Below are 19,577 nucleotides of genomic sequence, written 5' to 3'. Positions count from 1 at the left end.
GACCACGGTTCCACCAACCGAAGGAGTAAGGCTCATGCGGACTATCTCTCTTACCAAGGCGCTCGTGCTCGATGCGGCGAGTTGCGCGCTGTTCTTCGCCCTCTGTGTCGGCGCCACCGCCGCTGTCGCCGGGCTGCTGGGGCTTCCCGCGGCGATTGTCGCAGCGGCCGGCTGGATATGCCTGCCCGTCGCCGCCCTGCTGGCGTTTCTGGCGATCCGTCCGGTCCGGCCGCTGCTGCTGGCGGTCGCGGTCGGCAACGTCGGCTGGGTGCTCGCCAGCCTTGCCGTATGGCTGATCCACTTCGATTCGCTGACGGCGACCGGGCACGTCGCGATCGTCGGCCAGGCGATTGCGGTGGAGCTGTTCGCGGTGCTCGAATGGCGCGGCTGGAAACGCCTCGCCGCGCAGCCCGCGACCGCTAGCTGAGCGCGTCGATCGCCTCGGTGCTGAGGCCGCCGGGGATCACGAAAAGAGGGCAGGGCAGCGAGCCTGCGTGCGCCGAAAAATGCGTCACCAGCGGGCCGGGCCCGCCCTCCGCCGCCGAACCGAGCACCAGCGCGGCAACCTCGGGATGTTCGGCCAGATAGTCCTTGATGACCGCCTGCCCTTCGCCCACGCGCACCGCGATCGTGGGCATTCTGCCGCTTTCGGAATAGAGGTTGCCCGCGGCGCTGCTGGCCATGACTTCCGCCCGGTCGCGCGCTTCCTGCTCGATCGTCGCCTGAACCCCCCCAAAAGCGTTGAAGCTCTGCGGCTGCACGAGAGCGAGGATATGTACCGCACCCCCGGTAGCCTGCGCACGGCGCGCGGCGAAGCGCAGCGCTTTGCGCGCTTCCTCGGTCTCGTCCATGATTACGAGATAGACCCGCATGCGTATTCCTTTCGCCCCCTTGCAGCTATCCGATGAAATCGTATTCCGCGCAAGGACCTTGCCCATGCGCGCCAAATTGGCCAGAGCAGGCCGCGAAAACTCGCGAGGACCCGACGTAAACCATGCCCACTCCGATCAAGATGCCCGCCCTTTCGCCCACGATGGAAGAAGGCACGCTCGCCAAGTGGCTTGTGAAGGAAGGCGACGCAGTCAGTTCCGGCGACATCATGGCCGAGATCGAAACCGACAAGGCCACGATGGAGTTCGAAGCGGTCGACGAAGGAACGATCGTCGCGATCGAAGTTGCCGAGGGCACCGAAGGGGTGAAAGTCGGCACTGTCATCGCGATTCTCGCTGGCGAGGACGAGGATCCCGAAGAAGCCAAGGCGGCGGCGGCTTCGAACGCGAGCGGGAAATCGGACGACAGCGGGAAACCGGACGGGAGCGAAAAGGACGAGAGCGAAAAGAAGGAACCGAAGGCCGAGGCCCTGGACAAAGGCGACGACGCATCCGACAAGCAGCCCAAGACCCCCGCCGCGCCCAAGGTCGACGGGGAGCGGGTGATCGCTTCGCCGCTCGCGCGCCGTATCGCCGAGCAGAAAGGCATCGACCTTGCCGCGATCAGCGGAAGCGGTCCGAACGGCCGGATCGTCAAGGCCGACGTCGAACAGGCCGAAGCGCCCGCGAAAGGCGCAAGCCAGGCCGCGGCCCCGGCCCCGACAAAGGAAGCCGCCGCCGGCGCACCGCAGGGCGGGTCCGAAGCACCCTACGAAGCGGTCAAGCTCAACAACGTGCGCAAAGTCATCGCGCGCCGCCTGACCGAAGCCAAGCAGAGCATTCCGCACATCTACCTCACCGTGGACGTCCGGCTCGACGCGCTGCTCAAGCTGCGCGGCGAACTCAACGCCAGTCTCGAGGCGGACGGCGTCAAGCTGTCGGTCAACGACCTGCTGATCAAGGCGCTCGCCCGCGCATTGCAGCGGGTGCCGCAGTGCAACGTCAGCTTCCAGGGCGACACACTGCACCAGTACCAGCGGCAGGACATCTCGGTCGCGGTCGCCGCCCCGAGCGGCCTCATCACGCCGATCGTCACCGATGCCGGGCGCAAGGGACTGGCGCAGATTTCCACCGAGATGAAGGAGCTGGCGGAGAAGGCCCGCGAGGGCAAGCTGCAGCCGCACGAATACCAGGGCGGCACCGCGTCGCTTTCCAACCTCGGCATGTTCGGCACCAAGCAGTTCGACGCCGTGATCAACCCGCCGCAGGCGATGATCCTCGCCGTCGGCGCGGGCGAGAAGCGGCCGCATGTGATCGACGACGCGCTCGGCGTCGCCACGATGATGAGCGCCACCGGCAGCTTCGACCATCGCGCGATCGACGGGGTCGACGGCGCGAAGCTGATGGACGCGTTCCGCCAGCTGGTGGAGAACCCGATGGGGCTGGTGGTGTGACGTGGGCTTGCTGCCAGCCATAGCTCTTGCGCTTCAGACAGTCGGCCCGCCCGCGCCCGACGCCGCGCCGGTGAGCGACGTGCGCGTGCCGATGATCGGGCTGGAGGGGCCGTCGGTCGACGCTTGCGCCGGGATCGCCCGAATTGCCACTTACGGCGGCGCGGAAACGGTGCGCGAGCGGCCCCGGGCCGACGCGCTGGAAAGCGATACCCTGCCGCATCGCGCGCTCGTGTGGCTGTGCGATGCCGAGGGCGAGTGGCAGGGCATCGTCTACCCTTCCGGCGATTTCCAGGATCTCGGCGATTGCCGCGTCAGCAGCCCGATCGCGGAGAGCCGCCCTTACGACGGGCCGTGCCGTCACGGCTGGGTGATCGCCGCCAACCTGCAACTGGTGGCGGAGTAATCCGATGGATGCGCGACGCGAACCCATGATCCGGGTCACCGCCATGCCGGCCGACACCAACCCCTATGGCGGTGTCTTCGGCGGATGGCTGATGAGCCAGATGGCGCTGGCCGCGGGATCGCTGGCCAGCCGGGAAGGGCGGGGCAAGGCCGTGGTCGTGTCCGCGACCGATTTCGCCTTCCCGGGCGCGATGGCGGTGGGCGACGAGCTGTCGGTCTATTGCGAGATCGCCGCGACCGGCAACACCTCGCTGACCATTGCCGCCGAAGCCATCGCGCGCGAACGCAACGGCGAATCGACCACCCGAGTCGCACAGGGAACTTTCAAGTTCGTTCTGCTCGACGAAAACGACCGTCCCCGCATCGCCGCACTATCCGAAAAAGTTTCCACCTGAGGTAATCCAACAGCGTCCGATTTTCCGCTTTCCTACATGGCCTCCCCTGTGAAAGGGATCGGACGCGCCAAGAAAATCGCGAGGCAATTCGACCAATGGCTGACAGCAAATACGACGTTATCGTGCTCGGTTCGGGCCCCGGCGGCTACGTCGCGGCGATTCGCGCTGCGCAACTGGGCCTGAAGACCGCAATCGTCGAGCGCGAGCTGCTGGGCGGGATCTGCCTCAACTGGGGCTGCATCCCGACCAAGGCGCTGCTGCGTTCGGCCGAGATCTTCCACTACATGCAGAACGCGGGCGATTACGGCCTGAAAGCCAAGGAGATCGAGGCTGACCTGGAAGCGGTCGTGAAACGCAGCCGCGGGGTCGCCAAGCAGCTCAACCAGGGCGTCACGCACCTGATGAAGAAGAACAAGATCGCCGTGCATATGGGCGAGGGCACGCTGACCGGCCCCACCAGCCTGACCGTGAAGGGCGAGAAGGGCGAGGAGAAGCTGGAGGCGAAGCACGTCATCGTCGCCACCGGCGCGCGCGCGCGCGACCTGCCTTTCGCCAAGGCCGACGGCAAGCGCGTCTGGACCTATCGCCATGCGATGACTCCGCCTGAAATGCCGAAAAAGCTGCTGGTCATCGGCAGCGGCGCGATCGGAATCGAGTTCGCGAGCTTCTACAACGACATGGGCGCCGACGTTACCGTGGTGGAAATGCTCGACCGGGTCGTGCCGGTGGAGGACGAGGAGGTCTCCGCCTTCCTCGAGAAGTCGCTGACCAAGCAGGGCATGACGATCATGACCGGCGCCGGGGTCGAGGACCTGAAAGTCTCGGACAAGGGCGTGACGGCGAAGATCAAGGACGCGAAGGGCAAAGTGTCCGAAACCGAGTTCAGCCATGCGATCGTCGCCATCGGCATCCAGCCCAACACCGAGAATATCGGGATCGACAAGCTGGCCGAGCTGGAGAAGGGCTTCATCCAGATCGATCCCTATGGCCGCACGAAGACCAAGGGCCTGTGGGCTATCGGCGATTGCACGCCCGGCCCCTGGCTGGCGCACAAGGCGAGTCACGAGGGCGTCGCCGCCGCCGAAGCGATCGCGCAGGAGCTGGGCAACAAGGATGTCCACCCGCATCCGCTCGACCGCAACAACATCCCGGGTTGCACCTATTGCCATCCGCAGATTGCCAGCGTCGGCATGACCGAAGCCAAAGCGAAGGAAGCCGGCCACAAGGTCAAAGTCGGCACGTTCCCCTTTATCGGCAACGGCAAGGCGATCGCGCTGGGCGAGGCCGAGGGCTTCATCAAGACCGTGTTCGACGCCGGAACGGGCGAACTGCTGGGCGCGCACATGATCGGCGCGGAAGTGACCGAACTGATCCAGGGCTACACCGTCGGCAAGACGCTCGAGACGACCGAGGCGGAACTGATGCAGACCGTTTTCCCGCATCCGACGCTGTCGGAAATGATGCACGAAAGCGTGCTCGGCGCTTACGGACGGGCGCTGCATATCTAGATCTTTCCAAGCCCCTATCCCGAGTCCCAGCGCAGGCTGGGACCTCGGGCGAAGGCGAAAGATCTCGGAAAAGCGGCTCGAGGTCCCAGCCTGCGCTGGGACTCGTGACGGCGGCAGCAATGGGCGGGAGTGAGACGATATGACCGATTTCCTGATCCTCGCGTTCGTCATCATGGCTGCAGGCGTTGTCGCAGTGCCCCTCGCGACCCGTTTCGGGCTGGGATCGGTGCTCGGCTATCTCCTTGCCGGCATGGCGCTCGCGCCGTTGCTCTCCGCACTGCGCGTCGATGTCGAGGGATTGCAGGTCTTCGCCGAGTTCGGCGTGGTGATGATGCTGTTCATCGTCGGCCTCGAACTCGAGCCGAAGAAGCTGTGGGACATGCGCCGCCGCCTGCTCGGGCTGGGGGGCGGCCAGGTGATCGCGACGTCCCTCGTGCTGGCAGGCGCAATGTACCTCGTTGGCGAACAATGGCGCACCGCGCTCGCCATCGGCATGATCCTCGCGCTTTCCTCCACCGCGATCATCGTCCAGACGCTGACCGAAAAGGGATTGCTGCGGAGCGAAGGGGGCGAGGCGAGCTTTTCCGTCCTCCTGTTCCAGGATGTTGCGGTTATCCCGATCCTTGCGATCCTGCCGTTTCTCGCATTGCCGGAACTGTCTGCGGCGGCAAGCGCCGCCGTGTCGGAGGCCGGGCACGGCCATGGCGGGATCGATCTGACCGAAGGACTGCCGGTCTGGCTCTCCGGCCTGACCACGCTGGCGGCCATCGGCGCCGTCGTCTTCATCGGCGCCTATCTCACCCGGCCGGTGTTCCGGTTCATCGCCGCAGCCCAGTTGCGCGAGCTGTTCACCGCCGCCGCCCTGGCCTTCGTGATCGGGATCGCGCTGCTGATGACCCTGGTCGGGCTGTCGCCGGCGCTGGGCACGTTCCTTGCCGGCGTCGTCCTCGCCAACAGCGAGTACCGGCACGAGCTGGAAAGCGATATCGAACCGTTCAAGGGGCTGTTGCTGGGTCTGTTCTTCATCACGGTGGGGGCGGGGATAGATTTCGCGCTTGCGATCGAGAACTGGGGCACGGTTCTGGGCGGCGCGGCGGTCGTGATCGCGGTCAAGGTGGTCGTCCTCGCGATCATCGCGCGGATTGCCGGCATTCGCCGCCAGGCCGCCTGGCTGTTTTCGCTCAGTCTGGCGCAAGCCGGCGAGTTCGCATTCGTGCTTATCGCCTTTGCCGTCGCCAACTTCGTACTCGACGCGGAAACGGCCGACATGCTGCTGCTGATCGTGGCGGTGACGATGCTGGCAACGCCGCTGCTGTTCATTGTCTACGACAAGCTGATCGCCGCCGCTTATTGCCGGGGCGAGGGGCGCGAGGCCGATACGATCGACGAGGACAACCGGATCATCATCGCCGGGCGCGGCAGGGTGGGCGGGATCGTCGATCGTATGCTCGACGCCGCCGGATATCGCGCGACGGTGATCGATTACGATTCGACCCATCTCGAGCATCTCAAGAAATTCGGGGTGAAGAGCTATTTCGGCGATGCGACGCGGCCCGATCTGCTCGCATCGGCCGGGATAGCGCAGGCCAGCCTGTTGATCGTGGCGCTCGACGAGCGCGAGCAGATCGACAAACTGGTTCGCTATACCATCAAGAACTTCCCGCAGGTGCATGTCATCGCGCGCGCGATCGACCGCGACCACGTCTATCACTTGTGGGCCATGGGATGCCGCGACGTCATTCGCGAAACCTACGACGCCGCACTGCGCATGGGGCGCTCCGCTTACGAGGCGCTGGGCGCCGACCGGCAGGCGGCCATCGCCATGCGCGACGCGTTCGAAGACATGGACCGGACATCGATGCGTGCGGTCGCCGACCTGTATCGCGAGGACGTTCCCGCATGGGACAACGAGCCGCTGCTTGCCAAAGTCCGGGAACTGCGCGCCGAATGGGACCCGAAGCTGCGCGAGATGATGGACGATATCATCGCACGGGGGCGCTGAGCCGCCAGACCATTCGCGCATCCTGCCGGAGAATCCGGGCAAACCGCCGCGACTGTGTGCACCATCGGGCCGGCGATGCGTTTCTCCGCAAAGGAGACGCACGATGGAATACGAAATCGCGGACGACCCGCAAGGAGAACGCGACCGGTGCGAAGCCGATCGCACCGGCGGCTTGCGCGAGGATCATCTGCTTCGCGGGCATCGACAGGCCGCTGCGCAGGCGAACCGCATCCTGGCGCCAAAGGACCTGGCGACCACAAGCAGCCGAACGGCGTGAGCAGCAGGGTTTCCTTCTGTCGGACCGGGTTCTCGGCCCGATCCTTTATGCCGGCGTCTTCCGGCGCGCTTTCCAGGCCTCGTGCTGCTTTCCCCAATGCGACATGGCCGTCACGGCGTCGTTCAGGCTGAGCCCGCGGGGCGTGATCGCGTATTCGACGCGGGGTGGCATCTCGCCATAGTCATGACGGCTTATCAAACCGTCAGCCTCCATCTGCCGCAACTGTTGGGTCAGAACCTTTTCGCTAATCCCAGGCGACAGCCGGCGCAACTCGGCGAAGCGATGCGGGCGCAGGTGCAAGGTCCATAGCAGCGAGGTTTTCCATTTCCCACCGATGGCCCTGAGCGCCACCGTGAAGCCGCAATCATCCTGCTCGCTGTTGGTCATCGCGCCTCCGCCTGCCGATCTGTCTTTTTACACGCACCTCAAGGTGCGTACTTCTCAATGCCGAGCGATTTTATACACCGCTTCTGCGCGCGCACCCAAACCGAAAGCGTCACAGCCGACAGGCCCGGAGAAGTATCATGAAACAGCCAGTTTGCGTCCTCGGTGCGGGGCGCATGGGTTCGTCCCTTGCCACAGCCCTCGTGAACAACGGCCACCCCACCTGGGTGTGGAACCGTACCCCGGAAAAATGCGCGCCGCTCGTCGCAATGGGGGCGAAAAGCGGAACGAACCTGCAGGACGTCGTTCGCGCGGCCGAAATCATATTCGTCATCGTGCTGGATTTTGCGGCAAGCAATGCATTGTTGAAGCGCGATGGCGTGGCCCCTCTTCTGAAGGGCAAGACTGTCGTACAACTCACGTCGGGCTCTCCCAGGCTCGCCCGGGAAGATGCGAGCTGGATCGGTGCCCAGGGCGCCGAGTATCTGGACGGCGCAATCATGGCCACGCCAGATTTCATCGGTCGTCCCGAGGCGGCGATCCTCTATTCGGGCTCCAGAACGGCTTACGAAACCTGTGAGCCGGTGCTGCGCATTCTCGGCGGCCAGACAACGTATGTGGGTAATGTGCCGGGGCAGGCATCCGCCCTGGACACCGCATTGCTCGCACAAATGTGGGGCAGCCTGTTCGGCGCGCTGCAGGGCATGGCCGTCGCACAGGCGGAAGGGATCGAGGTCGAAACTTTGCGCGCGCAGCTTCTGGCTTTCAAGCCTGTGGTCGATGCGGCGCTGCTTGACGCGATCGATCGATCGGCCAGTTGCCGCTTCGCCGGCGATGATGGGACGCTGGCTTCCCTGGGCGCGCATTACAGCGCCTTTCGGCATCTTCTGGAGGTTTGCGATGAGCGGGGGCTCGAGCCGGCCTTCGTTCGGGCCATGGACAGGGTCTTTCGCGAGGCGCTCGCGCAGAATGGGGCAAGCGCAGACTTCGCATCGCTTGCCCCATGGTTCCAACGCGACGGCACGATTGCCGAAGTTGCGGAGCAGGCAGATGGATAAGCTGCGAACGGCCAGGTGCTCCTGCCGGAAGGTGGAACTTGTTTGTGCCGGCGAGCCGCGGCGAGTCTATGCCTGTGCATGCATCGAGTGCCAGCGCTGCACCGGGACAGCTTTCGCCTATCGGGCGATCTACCCCGACACTGCAATTGTCGCGCAAGAGGGGGAAACCCGGTCCTGGCGCCGGCAAGGGGAGTCGGGCGCGTGGCTGGAACAGCATTTCTGCATCGAGTGCGGTTCGGTGGTTTTCATGCGCGCAGAAACCCTCAGGGACGCAGTTTCCGTGTCCGCCGGCTGTTTCGAGGACCCGGATTTCCCGCCGCCGCAGAAACTCCATTGGCCGGAACGGCGGCACCGGTGGCTTCGGCCGGAGGTCGTGCCGGATGCGCGTTCATCAACCGCCTGATCCTTCGAGACGCAAAGCCCCCACTCGGCCAAAAGGCTCCGTTCAGCCGGCAGTGTGCACCGTGCCTTGCCGGCCACCCGATTCGGTATGAAATCGCCATTGGGGAGCCGCTGTCGACAGATGTGCTTTACCGCCGGTCGCACCGCAAACGGCCTGTTTGCAACTGAGCAGAGGACCGTAGGTGCGGCATTGGATGCGGCAGAGCGGACTATCCCAGCATTTCCGCCTGAACCGTCTGATGAAGATCATTGAGCCGTTCGATGCCGTCTCTGTAAGGTCCCACCACCACTCGCCTCGGGCGGCTGCCCGGCTCCATAGCGACAAGGCGCATTGCCGCATCGGCGATCTCTTGCGAGTCAAGCGAAGGATCCGGAGCCAGCTCCTCGCGCAGGCGAGCTTCGAGTTCCTCATACCGGCGTGAATTTTCACGCTCGGCATCCGGGAGCGTGTCGAGCATCTCGTCGAAGTAGCGAAGTCCGTTCACCTGAAGCTCGGTCGGATAGGGACCGGCCGGCTGAATGATCGACACGTCGATCCCGAACCGCTCCTGCTCCCATGCGATCGCGTCGCACGCGGCCTCGACGGCGAGCTTGGAGGCGCAGTATCCCGACAGCAACGGGTCGAGCAGGCGACCAAGTGCACTCGACATCTGGATGATCTGACCCTCGCCACGATCCTGCATATGTGGTGCGACGGCGCGGAACATCCGCAGAGCCCCGTTGCAGTTCGTCTCGATATTGGCTGCGAACGCGTCTACGGGCTGCATGCCGACCGGCCCGGGAACAACGATGCCGGCATTGTTGACAAGGACGTCGATACGACCTGCGATTTGCAGGGCTTGCTCGACGCCGTTGCGAACCGATGTCTCGTCCAGCACGTCGATGTCCACCACTTCGATCGGCAGCTCTTCCTCTGCGGCCAACTGGCGAAGCTCGTCAGCCGCTGCGGCGTTGTGACTGTCGACGTTACGCATCGTGGCAATGACCGCGATTCCCTGACGGGCGAAAGTCTCAGTCATCAGCCTACCGAAACCGGAACTCGTGCCGGTGATGATCGCGACCCGCTGGAAGCCGTCTGATCCGGTTTGTCCAAGGGCGGGGGAGATCGCGGCGGCGCTGGCTAGGGCGGCGCCTGTCATCAGGATCTTCCTGCGCGTGATCGGCCTGGTGATGATATGGTCCATCCTTCTGCTCCCCTGTGTCGGACGACTTTGCCGATCATCCGCATAATTCGGAAAACCCGATCTCTGGAATGCCTGATTCGCCTGAAAACCAAACTAAACGTCCGTATTCATGCTTTCACGAATGATTGCGAGATTGCGAGAGACACCCTTTCACGGCTAGAATCCGAGGCATGGACCTTCTCAGTGCGATATTGCGCGATCTCAGGCTCGAAAGCGTCGTGCTCAGCTTCGCCGACCTCCACGCTCCCTGGGGCTTCGATAAGAGCAAGGTGAACGGCGCGCCGTTCCACATCGTCACCGAAGGGCGTGCCCTGCTCAAAATGGAGGGAAAGGACGCGGTCGAACTGCTGGCCGGCGACCTCCTGGTCCTGCCCGGAGGGGCAGCTCACACGCTGGTGTCCGAACCGGATGCGGAGCGCGTCCCGTTCTACGACCTGCTGCGGTCCAACGGCATCGACCCCGATTGGGTTTCGGACAGGAGCGGCCGGCGATTCGATCGCTGGCGCGCCGGGGGAGATGGCTCGCGGACGCGCATGGTCAACGGCGTATTCGGTTTTCCCAGCCCAAGGCCCAATCACGTGATCGCCGCCCTGCCGGATGTCATCCTGATCCGGGGACGGCTGCGGGAAGGGCCGGCGTGGCTCGACGGCATACTCGGGCAGATCATCGAGGAGGCCGCGCGCGAGGAGCCTGGTTTTCAGGCGATCATCGAGCGGTTCGCCGACATCATATTCATCAATGCGGTGCGCACGTCGATCGCCGAGGATCCCACCGGCGGGACGAACTGGTTGCGGGGGCTACGCGATCCTCAGATCGCCCGTGTCCTCACCCTCGTACATCAGGAGCCGGGCCGACGCTGGACCGTGGCGGGACTGGCCAAGGAAGCGGGACTGTCGCGAAGTATGCTTGCAAGCCGCTTTCGCGCTATAACCGGAACTACGGTGATGGACTACGTGAACGCGCGACGAATGGAACTGGCGGAAACGCTACTCTCGAGCTCGCACAAGCCTCTTGCCGAGATCGCGGTCGAGGTAGGTTACAATTCGGAGATTTCTTTCGGCCGCGCGTTTCGTCGCTGGGCTGGCAAGCCGCCCGGACAGCACCGTCGCGAGGGCCGCCGTGCAAACGGATACGGATAGGAAAGGCCGCTTTCCGATCGTTTGCCCCGAAAGGGGCCAGTCTCGTTACGGCTCCAATCCGGTCATGTCCGAGCAGAAGCGAAGCAAGCTACGGCGTAAGACCGGCGGTTGTGACGAAGGCTATCCTATACATGATAGGGCGTGCGCGACCCCGAGCCCGAGGCGCTACTGCTCAGAAATGAGCTACCTATCTGATAATAAAAGATATATTTGGATTGTTTGTGCGGTAATCGGCGGCATCTGGCGGACAGGGTGGGATTCGAACCCACGGTGGGCGTGAACCCACGGCGGTTTTCAAGACCGCTGCCTTAAACCACTCGGCCACCTGTCCGCGTCGTGCGCCAGCTAGCGCTTGCGGCGCGGCTTGTCATTACCGCTGCGTACGCTCGGCCCGCTTTCGGATTTAACCGTCGAAAATCATTTGCGGTTCACGCCCGCTCTGCCAGATTGGGCGAATGATCAAGCGCTTCCTGCCCATCGTTCTCGCCGCCGCAGCGGCGATGGCCGCCCCCACGTCGCCGCTCGCGGCTCAGGACATGTCGTTCGATGCCTATCTCCAGCTGCTGATCGCCCGGGCGCGGGCCGAAGGCGTGAGCGAATCGACCATTCTGCGGATGACCCAGGGCCTCGAGCCGAGCCAGCGCGTGATCGAACTCGATCGGGCCCAGCCCGGCTCGCCCACGCGCAGCGGATATCCTCCGCTTGCCCCCTACATCGCCACCCACGTCGATGCCGCGCGGATCGACGGCGGAAAGGCCGCCTATGCCTCCGCGCTCGGTTCGATCCGCGCGATCGAGCGCGAATATGGCGTGCCAGGCGAAATTCTGGTCGCGATCTGGGGTCACGAAACGGCATATGGGCGGGTAACCGGCGGTTTCGATCTGGCGCAGGCCCTGGCGACGCTGGCATGGGAAGGCCGCCGCCGAGAACTGTTCTCCGGCGAGTTCGTCGACCTTCTGAAAGTCGCCGACAAGGGCTATTCCCGCTCGCAGCTCAAGGGCAGCTGGGCCGGGGCTTTCGGCAACCCGCAGTTCCTGCCCAGCGTCTATCTGCGGCTCGCAACCGATGGCGACGGCGACGGACGCGCCGATATTTTCGGAAACCGTGCCGATACCCTGGCGTCGATCGCGAATTACTTTCGCGATGCAGGCTGGCGGCAGGGGCAGCCGTGGGGCGTGCGCGCTTCGGTGCCTGCCGGCTTCGACTGGGGCGCGGTGCAGAGCAAGATCGTCGCCCCCGTCTGTCCGCGCGTGCACGAACGGCACAGCCAATGGAAGACCGTGGGCGAATGGCGGGCGATGGGCGTGCAACCGCAACGCCCCCTGTCCGACGACGTGATCGCCTCGCTGTTCCAGCCCGACGGGCCGGGCACCCCTGCCTGGCTGTTAACTACAAATTATAGGGTCATCCTCGAATACAACTGCTCGAATTACTACGCGATGAGTGTGGGATTGCTTGCGGATGAGATTGCCCGATGACTGTTTTCGCGCTGCGCTGGCGCTGACGCTGGGCCTCGCTCTCGCCGGTTGCGGCGCGGCGAGTGGCGGAGAGCGGGCAGCCAGCGCAGGACAAGCGGCGGCAACGCTCAACGGCCCCGCAGCCGATTTTCCCATGGTCCTGGGCGAGCCGTATTTTATCGACGGAGTGGAATACACGCCGTCCGATGCGATGAACCACGACGAGGTCGGCTACGCCGCGCTGGATCGCGACGCCGGCCCCGGCGTTACGGCGGCCCACAAGACGCTGCCGCTGCCAAGTTACATCGAAGTCACTTCGCTCGAAAGCGGTCGGACCATCCTGGCAAGGGTGGAGCGTCGCGGTCCGATGACGAACGACCGGGTCGTGGCCCTGGCGCCCGATGCGCTGGCGCAGCTCGGAGCGAATGCAGGTGCGCCCGTGCGCGTAAGGCGGGTCAACCCGCCCGAGATCCAGCGGGCCGACTTGCGTGCGGGGCGGACCGCGCCGCTGCGTATGGAAACGCCGGAAACGCTGCTCGACGTGCTGCGCCGCAAGCTGCCCGTGAAAGGTTCCGCCAGCCTCGCCGAACGGCGCGAGGTTCCCGTGCCTTCGGGTGTGCAGGCCGATGCGCCCGACCAGGACGCAGGGCAGGCGCAAGCGGCCGGCGCAAAGAAATCGTCCACTTATCCGCTCGCGCCGCTCGACGGGGGCGCGGACACGGCACGGCCTGGCGCTCCCGCCGTTGAGGGCGAGCCACCGGCATCGACCGCCGGTGCCTTCGTGGTCCAGGCCGCCGCCTTCGCGAACAAGAGCAACGCCGACAGGGCGGCGGAATTGCTGGGCGGGTTCGTCTCGCCCGCCGGACGATTCTATCGCGTGCGCACCGGGCCATACGAGACCCGTGGACAGGCCGACGCCGCGCTCGCCAAGGTTCGCGCTGCCGGCTATAGCGACGCGAGAGTTTTCACAGCACGTTGAGCTGCCGGCTTGCGCCCCGGCAGCGGGAGCGCACTTGGCCGGTCGTTTTCGATATCTTGCAATACTGCCTGCCCTGGCCTTGGCGACCGCCTCGACCGGAGCAGGTTCCGACGCCCAGCGCGAGGAGCCCTTTGCCGAGGCTCCTATAGCATTGCTCGTCGATATGTCCTCGGGCCAGGTCCTGTTTTCGCGCGATGCGGATCGACGCTTCATGCCCGCGTCGATCACCAAGGTGATGACGCTCTTTCTGGCGTTCGAACTGATTGCGGAAGGCAAGCTGTCGCCGGGCCAGTCCTTTGCCATGAGCGAACAGGCCTATCGCGACTGGCACGGCAAGGGGTCGCGCATGTTCCTCGACCTGGGCGAAGTCGTCACGGTCGAGACGCTTCTGCTCGGCATCGCCAATGTCTCCGCCAACGATGGCGCCGCTGTGCTGGCCGAGGGGGCGGCAGGCTCGGTCGAGGACTGGGTGGCGATGATGAATGCCAAGGCCCGCGAGATCGGCATGAACGACAGCCATTTCGGCACGCCCAATGGCTGGATGGACGAAGGCCGGACATTTACCACCGCCCACGATCTGGCGCTGCTCGCACGCGAAATGATCGCTCGGCACCCCAGGCTTTACCGGTTCTATGTCGGTCGCGAAGGTCTCGATTATCGCGGTATCGCCCAGGCCAATCACGACCCCATCAGGGGGCGCGTGGCCGGGGCGGACGGCATCAAGACCGGTTTTACCAACCAGGCCGGCTTCGGCTTTCTCGGCAGCGCGGAGCGGGACGGCAGGCGGTTGGTCCTGGTCGCCGCCGCCACCGCGTCGTCGCGCGAACGCCGGGATGTCTCGGTCGCAATGATGGAATGGGGGTTCGACGCGTTCGACAGCCGCAGCTTGTATCAGCGCGGAGCCTATGTCGGCGATGCCCAGGTGCAGGAGGGCGCGCGCAGAACCGTGCCGCTGGTGGCAGCCGCGCCGATCAACGCCACTTTCCCGCACGGATCGACTTCCGAACCCACTCTGACAATCCGTTACGAAGGGCCGCTCCGGGCCCCGCTGGAAGCGGGCGAGCAGGTCGCCGAACTCGAGATCGCGACCGAAGGGGCGCCGCCCTCGCGCGTTCCGCTGGTCACCGGGCAAGCCGTGGCGCAGGCAAATGGCTGGCAACGTCTCCTGAACGGCCTTGCAGGGCTATTCCGGTGAAGCGCGGGCGCTTCATAGCATTCGAGGGTGGGGAGGGGACGGGCAAGTCCACCCAGGCGCGAATGCTGGCGGAGACGCTGCGCCGCCGCGGCATCGACGCCGTGCTGACACGCGAGCCCGGCGGAACCCCGGGGGCGGAAGCCATCCGCTCGCTGCTTCTGGATCCGCCGGGGGAAGGGTGGGGCGCATCGGCCGAGGCACTGCTGTTCGCGGCAGCCCGGGCCGATCATGTCGCCCGCCTCATTCACCCCGCGCTGGAACGGGGACAGTGGGTGGTTTGCGATCGGTTCGTGGATTCGAGCCGCGCCTACCAAGGGGGCGCCGGCGGTGTGGGGGACGATGCAGTGCGCGCTCTGCACGCTATCGGCAGCGGCGGTTTGCGCCCCGATCTCACTGTGCTGATAGAAGTCCCGCCCCAGACCGCCGCGGCGCGGCTGGCGCGCCGCGATGCCGGCCGGTCGGACGCGATCGGCGGCCGCGATGCCGGCTACCACGCGCAAGTGGCGAAATCGTTTCGCGCCCTGGCAGTCGGCGAGCCGGCGGCATTTCGGGTGGTCGACGGCGACGCTCCGGTGGACGAGGTTCACGCGCGGGTGCTGGAGGCGCTGGCCACGTTGCTGGACGAGGCGTCGACGTGACTCTGCTCGGCCACGAGCAGGCATGGCGGCAGTGGCGCGAGGCGCTGGCCGGCGAGCGCATGCATCACGCCTGGTTGCTGGCGGGAAAGCGCGGATTGGGCAAGATGCATTTCGCGCAGGCCGCCGCGCGGGAGCTTTGTGCAGAGGCGGGTGTGAGCGCAGGCAGCCAGCACCCGGACATTCACGTGCTCACCCACTTGCCCAAAGACGATAAGGAAGACCGCAAGCGCGAGGAGGGCAAGCCCTACGAAACCCGGCGCAATATCACCGTCGACCAGATCCGCGGTCTGCAGCAGCGGTTGACGACGCGCCCTACGCTCGGGTCGCGCAGGGCCGTGATCATCGATCCGGCCGACGATCTGGAGAAGAGCGCTTCCAACGCACTGCTCAAAAGCCTGGAAGAGCCGCCGGCTGGGACGTACTTTTTGCTTGTCGCGCACCGTCCGGCAAAATTGTTGCCGACCATCCGTTCGCGCTGCCGGGTGCTGCGCTTTTCGCCGCTCGACGACGAAGCGCTGGGCCGATGGCTGGAAGCGGAGGCCCCCGATTGCGACGCTGCGACCCGTGCCGCCGCCGTCCGTGCATCCGGCGGGTCGCCCGGGCTTGCGCTCGATTTCGTGAATCGCGGCCTGGGGCCGCTCGATAGCCTCATGTCGCGCATCGTGCGCGAAGGCGACCGGGGGTTCGAACTGCGCGGACAACTTGCGGAAGCCATGGGCACGCGGCCCGATCGCGAGCGTACGGCAGCGATCCTCGACCTCGCTCGGTCGGTCCTGGCCAGCGAGATGAACCGCGCCGACCGCACGGCGTGGGCCTCGTTGGTCGACGCGCACGCCGAACTCGTGCGGCTTGCGGGGCAGGCGCCGACCTACAACTTCGACCCCGGCCTGCTGATGATGGAAATCGGAACCTTGCTCGCCTCCGCAGCGCCCGCTAGCGAGCGCGTCGATGTCTGACCCATTCTATATCACCACCGCGATCAACTATCCGAACGGTCGCCCGCATATCGGCCACGCTTACGAGGCCGTGGCAGCCGACGTGATCGCGCGGTTTCATCGCGCCATGGGGCGCGAGGTGCGCTTCCAGACGGGGACCGACGAACACGGGCTGAAGATGGCCAGGAAAGCGGCCGAGCAAAACCGCACCGCGCGCGATCTGGCCGAGGAGATGTCGGGATATTTCAGGGAGATGGCGGAGGCTCTCAACATCTCCTACGATCGATTTATCCGCACTTCGGAAAGCGATCACCACCGCGCCAGCCAAGCGATCTGGCGCGCGATGGAGGCCAAGGGCGATCTCTATCTCGACTGTTACGAGGGCTGGTACTCGGTTCGCGACGAAGCCTACTACGACGAGAAGGAGCTGGTTTCGGGCGAGGATGGCGAAAAGCTTTCGCCGCAGGGAACCCCGGTCGAATGGACGGTGGAGGAAAGCTGGTTCTTCCGGCTTTCCCGGTATCAGGAACCCATTCTGGAATTGCTCCACAGCCCCGGTTTCTGCGAGCCGGGAAGCCGTCGCAACGAGATGATCGCATTCGTTTCGGGCGGCTTGAAGGATCTTTCGGTCAGCCGGACGAGCTTCGACTGGGGCGTTCCGGTGCCCGGCAGCGACGGCCATGTCATGTATGTCTGGGTCGATGCACTGACCAACTACATCACAGGGTTGGGCTATCCCGACGATACCGAGTTGTGGCGCACGTTCTGGCCTGCCGACCTGCACCTGATCGGCAAGGACATCGTGCGTTTCCACACCGTCTACTGGCCCGCTTTCCTGATGAGCGCGGATCTGCCGCTTCCGAAGAAAGTCTTCGGGCACGGCTTCCTTCTCAACCGGGGCCAGAAGGAATCGAAGTCGCTCGGCAACGTGACCGATCCGCTGGAACTGGCGAGCCGGTTCGGCGTCGATCCGCTGCGCTATTTCTTCCTGCGCGAATTCGCCTTCGGCCAGGATGGCAGTTATTCCGCCGAGGCGATCGTCACTCGTGCCAATGCCGAACTGGCAAACAGCTTCGGCAATCTTGCGCAACGCACTTTATCCATGATTTTCAAGAATATGGATGGCAAGCTTGCGAAGTGTAACGCGACCCCGGCGGACGAGGACCTGCTTGCCGCCGTGCGTCGGGCTTGCGCCGAGGAACTGCCTCGCGAGTTCGAGCGTCTCGGTTTCTCCAACGGGCTCGAGGCGTGGATGCGCGCGGTGTTCGCCTGCAACCAGTATGTCGACGAGCAGGCGCCCTGGGTCTTGCGCAAGACCGATCCCGAGCGGATGGAAGCCGTCCTGATGACTCTGCTGCGTTGCGTGCACGACCTTGCCATTGCCGTGCGGCCGGTCGTTCCGGCCGCAGCGGATGCGCTGCTCGATCAAATGGGTGTTGCTCCCGGCGATCGGGGCTACGCATCGATCGGGAGCGACGCGTGGTTCGATCGTTTGGTCGCAAGCGGCTTTGCGATCGACCGTCCGACCGGCGTCTTCCCGCGTCTGGAACTGCCGGACAGCGAGGCCGCCTGATGCTGATCGACAGCCACTGCCATCTGGAATACGAGGGGCTGGTCGAGAACCAGCGCGAGGCCCTGGCGCGGGCGCGTGCCGCAGGCGTCGGCGGGTTTCTCAACATCTCCACCCGCCGCAGCGAATGGGAGCGGGTAGTGGGGACGGCGCGTCGCGAGAACGACGTCTGGGCCAGCGTAGGGATCCACCCGCACGAGGCCGATGCGCACGAGGATCTGGGGGCGGCGGAACTGCACGATGCAGCCCGCGATCCGCGCGTGATCGGGATCGGCGAAACCGGCCTCGATTACTATTACGACAAGTCCGATCGCGCGGTTCAGCAGGCGCTGTTTCGCATGCATATCGGCGTGGCGCGCGAAACGGGGCTGCCGATCATCATCCATACCCGCGATGCCGACGCCGATACGGCCGCGATCCTTGCCGACGAAATGGGGAAGGGGGCCTTCCCCGCGCTGATCCACTGTTTCACGGCATCGCGCGATTTCGCGCGTGCGGTGCTGGATCTGGGCCTTTCGATCTCGCTGTCGGGTATCGTGACGTTCAAAAATGCCAGGGAACTGCAGGAAATCGCTAAAGATTTGCCTGCCGATCGCCTGCTGGTCGAAACCGACAGCCCGTTCCTGGCGCCTGTGCCGCATCGCGGCAAACCCTGCGAGCCGGCGTTTGTCCGCAATACGGCCGAATTTCTGGCCGACCTGCGGGGGGAAGCGTTCGAACGTCTTGCCGAGACGACGACGGGCAACTTCTTCCGATTGTTTTCCAGGGCTGCGGCATGAAGTGCCTCGTTCTCGGTTCGGGGACCTCGACAGGCGTCCCCAGGATTGGGGACGACTGGGGCGATTGCGATCCGTCCGAACCCAGAAATCGCCGGACCCGTGTGTCCATCATGCTGGAGAGCAACGAAGGCCGGCGGCTGCTGATCGATACCTCGACCGATCTGCGCCAGCAGCTCCTGGCCAACGGGATCGACGCGATCGACGCCGTGTTCTGGACTCACGATCATGCCGATCATTGCCACGGGATCGACGATCTTCGCGTGCTCCGCTATGGTCGTGGCGGTCCGATACCCGGCTACGCCTCGGCCTATACGGCCGAACGGCTGCGGCGCCGGTTCGATTATGTCTTTGCTGGCCAGCATGGCTATCCCACGATCGTCTCGCTCGAGGCGCTCGACCGCCTGCGACTCTGTGCCGGGTTTTCGGTAAGCTGGTGCCAGATGCCGCACGGGCCGGCACAGACCACCGGTTTTCGTTTCGAATGCGACGGGAAATCCGTTGCTTACGCCACGGATTTCAGTGAGATTCGCGACGAGATGATCGACACCTTTGCCGATGTCGACCTGCTGGTGACGGACTGCCTGCGACGAGAGCCGCATCCGACGCATGCGCACCTGGCGATGGCTCTTGAACTTGCGGACCGCTGCGGTGCACGACAGACGGTTCTGACGCATCTGGACAAGAGCATGGATTACCGGTCGTTGACCGACGAAGTGCCGCATGGCGTAGTTGTCGGCTACGACGGGCTGGAGATCGCGGTATGAACGAATACGATACGGTTCGGCTGGTCGCGCTGGTCGGCTGGCTGATCCTCGCGCTCAGCGCCTTCGCTTCGTTCCGTCTCGACTGGAAGAAGAGCGTTCGGATGGTGCTGATCTGGGTTGTGATATTCGGAGGTGTGGCCGTCCTGTTCGGCCTGATCCTGGGATAGAGTCCAACTCGGCACCCCT

22 protein-coding genes and 1 tRNA gene are annotated in these 19,577 nt (G+C 64.9%); 19 read left to right on the top strand and 4 right to left on the bottom strand.

The features are described from left to right. Positions 1-34 precede the first annotated feature (34 nt). Positions 35-427, top strand: coding sequence for a hypothetical protein (locus V5F89_RS13285; protein ID WP_338446110.1), 393 nt, complete (start codon positions 35-37; stop codon positions 425-427). Here V5F89_RS13285 and V5F89_RS13280 read toward each other — a convergent pair. After that, a complete protein-coding gene (locus V5F89_RS13280) occupies positions 420-872 on the bottom strand; it encodes a universal stress protein (protein ID WP_338446109.1) in 453 nt (150 codons plus the stop codon). The genes V5F89_RS13285 and V5F89_RS13280 overlap by 8 nt on opposite strands. 122 nt (positions 873-994) lie before the next feature. Between V5F89_RS13280 and V5F89_RS13275 the strand changes: the two genes are divergently transcribed. The 6 genes from V5F89_RS13275 to V5F89_RS13250 all read left to right on the top strand — a co-directional run bounded on the left by V5F89_RS13275 (position 995) and on the right by V5F89_RS13250 (position 6,907). Further along, on the top strand, positions 995-2,323 hold the full coding sequence (locus tag V5F89_RS13275) for a pyruvate dehydrogenase complex dihydrolipoamide acetyltransferase (RefSeq protein ID WP_338446108.1): 1,329 nt from the start codon (positions 995-997) through the stop codon (positions 2,321-2,323). A 1-nt stretch (position 2,324) separates the two neighbouring features. Then, positions 2,325-2,726 carry a hypothetical protein gene (locus V5F89_RS13270; RefSeq protein ID WP_338446107.1) on the top strand — a complete coding sequence of 134 codons (402 nt, stop codon included), beginning with the start codon at positions 2,325-2,327 and terminating at the stop codon, positions 2,724-2,726. Between the two features lie 25 nt (positions 2,727-2,751). Continuing rightward, entirely contained in the window at positions 2,752-3,120 is a 369-nt protein-coding gene (locus V5F89_RS13265) for an acyl-CoA thioesterase (RefSeq protein ID WP_338446106.1), read from the top strand. Positions 3,121-3,215: 95 nt separating this feature from the next. Then, entirely contained in the window at positions 3,216-4,628 is a 1,413-nt protein-coding gene (lpdA, locus tag V5F89_RS13260; protein ID WP_338446105.1) for a dihydrolipoyl dehydrogenase, read from the top strand. A gap of 139 nt (positions 4,629-4,767) precedes the next feature. Beyond that, the gene (locus V5F89_RS13255; protein WP_338446104.1) at positions 4,768-6,630 is read left to right on the top strand and encodes a cation:proton antiporter; all 1,863 of its coding nucleotides are present in this window, start codon (positions 4,768-4,770) and stop codon (positions 6,628-6,630) included. 103 nt (positions 6,631-6,733) lie between these two features. Continuing rightward, positions 6,734-6,907, top strand: a complete 174-nt coding sequence (locus V5F89_RS13250) for a hypothetical protein (RefSeq protein WP_338446103.1) — start codon at positions 6,734-6,736, stop codon at positions 6,905-6,907. Between the two features lie 45 nt (positions 6,908-6,952). Here V5F89_RS13250 and V5F89_RS13245 read toward each other — a convergent pair whose 3' ends face one another. After that, entirely contained in the window at positions 6,953-7,294 is a 342-nt protein-coding gene (locus V5F89_RS13245) for a helix-turn-helix domain-containing protein (protein WP_338446102.1), read from the bottom strand. An 11-nt stretch (positions 7,295-7,305) separates the two neighbouring features. On the opposite strand from V5F89_RS13245, the gene V5F89_RS13240 reads away from it, so the two are divergent. Further along, the gene (locus tag V5F89_RS13240; protein WP_338447579.1) at positions 7,306-8,349 is read left to right on the top strand and encodes an NAD(P)-dependent oxidoreductase; all 1,044 of its coding nucleotides are present in this window, start codon (positions 7,306-7,308) and stop codon (positions 8,347-8,349) included. Then, a complete protein-coding gene (locus V5F89_RS13925) occupies positions 8,261-8,752 on the top strand; it encodes a GFA family protein (RefSeq protein WP_425334357.1) in 492 nt (163 codons plus the stop codon). The genes V5F89_RS13240 and V5F89_RS13925 overlap by 89 nt, the downstream gene beginning before the upstream one ends. A 208-nt stretch (positions 8,753-8,960) precedes the next feature. Here V5F89_RS13925 and V5F89_RS13235 read toward each other — a convergent pair whose 3' ends face one another. Next, positions 8,961-9,935, bottom strand: coding sequence for an SDR family NAD(P)-dependent oxidoreductase (locus V5F89_RS13235; RefSeq protein ID WP_338446101.1), 975 nt, complete (start codon positions 9,933-9,935; stop codon positions 8,961-8,963). 170 nt (positions 9,936-10,105) lie between these two features. On the opposite strand from V5F89_RS13235, the gene V5F89_RS13230 reads away from it, so the two are divergent. Beyond that, entirely contained in the window at positions 10,106-11,074 is a 969-nt protein-coding gene (locus V5F89_RS13230) for an AraC family transcriptional regulator (RefSeq protein ID WP_338446100.1), read from the top strand. Between the two features lie 241 nt (positions 11,075-11,315). Here the strand turns inward: V5F89_RS13230 and V5F89_RS13225 are convergent. Beyond that, positions 11,316-11,405: transfer RNA gene (locus V5F89_RS13225), tRNA-Ser, on the bottom strand. 124 nt (positions 11,406-11,529) lie between these two features. Between V5F89_RS13225 and V5F89_RS13220 the strand changes: the two genes are divergently transcribed. Genes V5F89_RS13220 through V5F89_RS13180 form a run of 9 tightly spaced genes read left to right on the top strand, consistent with a single transcriptional unit; the run spans position 11,530 to position 19,558 of the window. After that, positions 11,530-12,552, top strand: coding sequence for a lytic murein transglycosylase (locus V5F89_RS13220; protein ID WP_338446099.1), 1,023 nt, complete (start codon positions 11,530-11,532; stop codon positions 12,550-12,552). Further along, the gene (locus tag V5F89_RS13215; protein ID WP_338446098.1) at positions 12,536-13,510 is read left to right on the top strand and encodes an SPOR domain-containing protein; all 975 of its coding nucleotides are present in this window, start codon (positions 12,536-12,538) and stop codon (positions 13,508-13,510) included. Before V5F89_RS13220 ends, V5F89_RS13215 begins: the two co-directional genes overlap by 17 nt. A gap of 34 nt (positions 13,511-13,544) precedes the next feature. Continuing rightward, positions 13,545-14,705: a D-alanyl-D-alanine carboxypeptidase family protein gene (locus V5F89_RS13210; protein WP_338446097.1), complete on the top strand. Its 1,161-nt coding sequence runs from the start codon at positions 13,545-13,547 to the stop codon at positions 14,703-14,705. Further along, positions 14,702-15,343 carry a dTMP kinase gene (gene tmk / locus V5F89_RS13205; RefSeq protein WP_338446096.1) on the top strand — a complete coding sequence of 214 codons (642 nt, stop codon included), beginning with the start codon at positions 14,702-14,704 and terminating at the stop codon, positions 15,341-15,343. Before V5F89_RS13210 ends, tmk begins: the two co-directional genes overlap by 4 nt. Further along, on the top strand, positions 15,340-16,299 hold the full coding sequence (locus V5F89_RS13200; protein WP_338446095.1) for a DNA polymerase III subunit delta': 960 nt from the start codon (positions 15,340-15,342) through the stop codon (positions 16,297-16,299). The genes tmk and V5F89_RS13200 overlap by 4 nt, the downstream gene beginning before the upstream one ends. Next, positions 16,292-17,851, top strand: coding sequence for a methionine--tRNA ligase (gene metG, locus V5F89_RS13195; RefSeq protein WP_338446094.1), 1,560 nt, complete (start codon positions 16,292-16,294; stop codon positions 17,849-17,851). The genes V5F89_RS13200 and metG overlap by 8 nt, the downstream gene beginning before the upstream one ends. Further along, positions 17,851-18,627 carry a TatD family hydrolase gene (locus V5F89_RS13190; RefSeq protein ID WP_338446093.1) on the top strand — a complete coding sequence of 259 codons (777 nt, stop codon included), beginning with the start codon at positions 17,851-17,853 and terminating at the stop codon, positions 18,625-18,627. Before metG ends, V5F89_RS13190 begins: the two co-directional genes overlap by 1 nt. Beyond that, the gene (locus tag V5F89_RS13185; protein WP_338446092.1) at positions 18,624-19,391 is read left to right on the top strand and encodes an MBL fold metallo-hydrolase; all 768 of its coding nucleotides are present in this window, start codon (positions 18,624-18,626) and stop codon (positions 19,389-19,391) included. Before V5F89_RS13190 ends, V5F89_RS13185 begins: the two co-directional genes overlap by 4 nt. Continuing rightward, positions 19,388-19,558: a hypothetical protein gene (locus tag V5F89_RS13180; protein WP_338446091.1), complete on the top strand. Its 171-nt coding sequence runs from the start codon at positions 19,388-19,390 to the stop codon at positions 19,556-19,558. Before V5F89_RS13185 ends, V5F89_RS13180 begins: the two co-directional genes overlap by 4 nt. The last annotated feature ends 19 nt before the right edge of the window (positions 19,559-19,577 follow it).

The organism is Pelagerythrobacter marensis (assembly GCF_036700095.1).
GTDB lineage: Bacteria > Pseudomonadota > Alphaproteobacteria > Sphingomonadales > Sphingomonadaceae > Pelagerythrobacter > Pelagerythrobacter marensis_A.
Note: the sequence above shows the minus strand (reverse complement) of the source record. Positions and strands in the feature narration are given on the sequence as shown.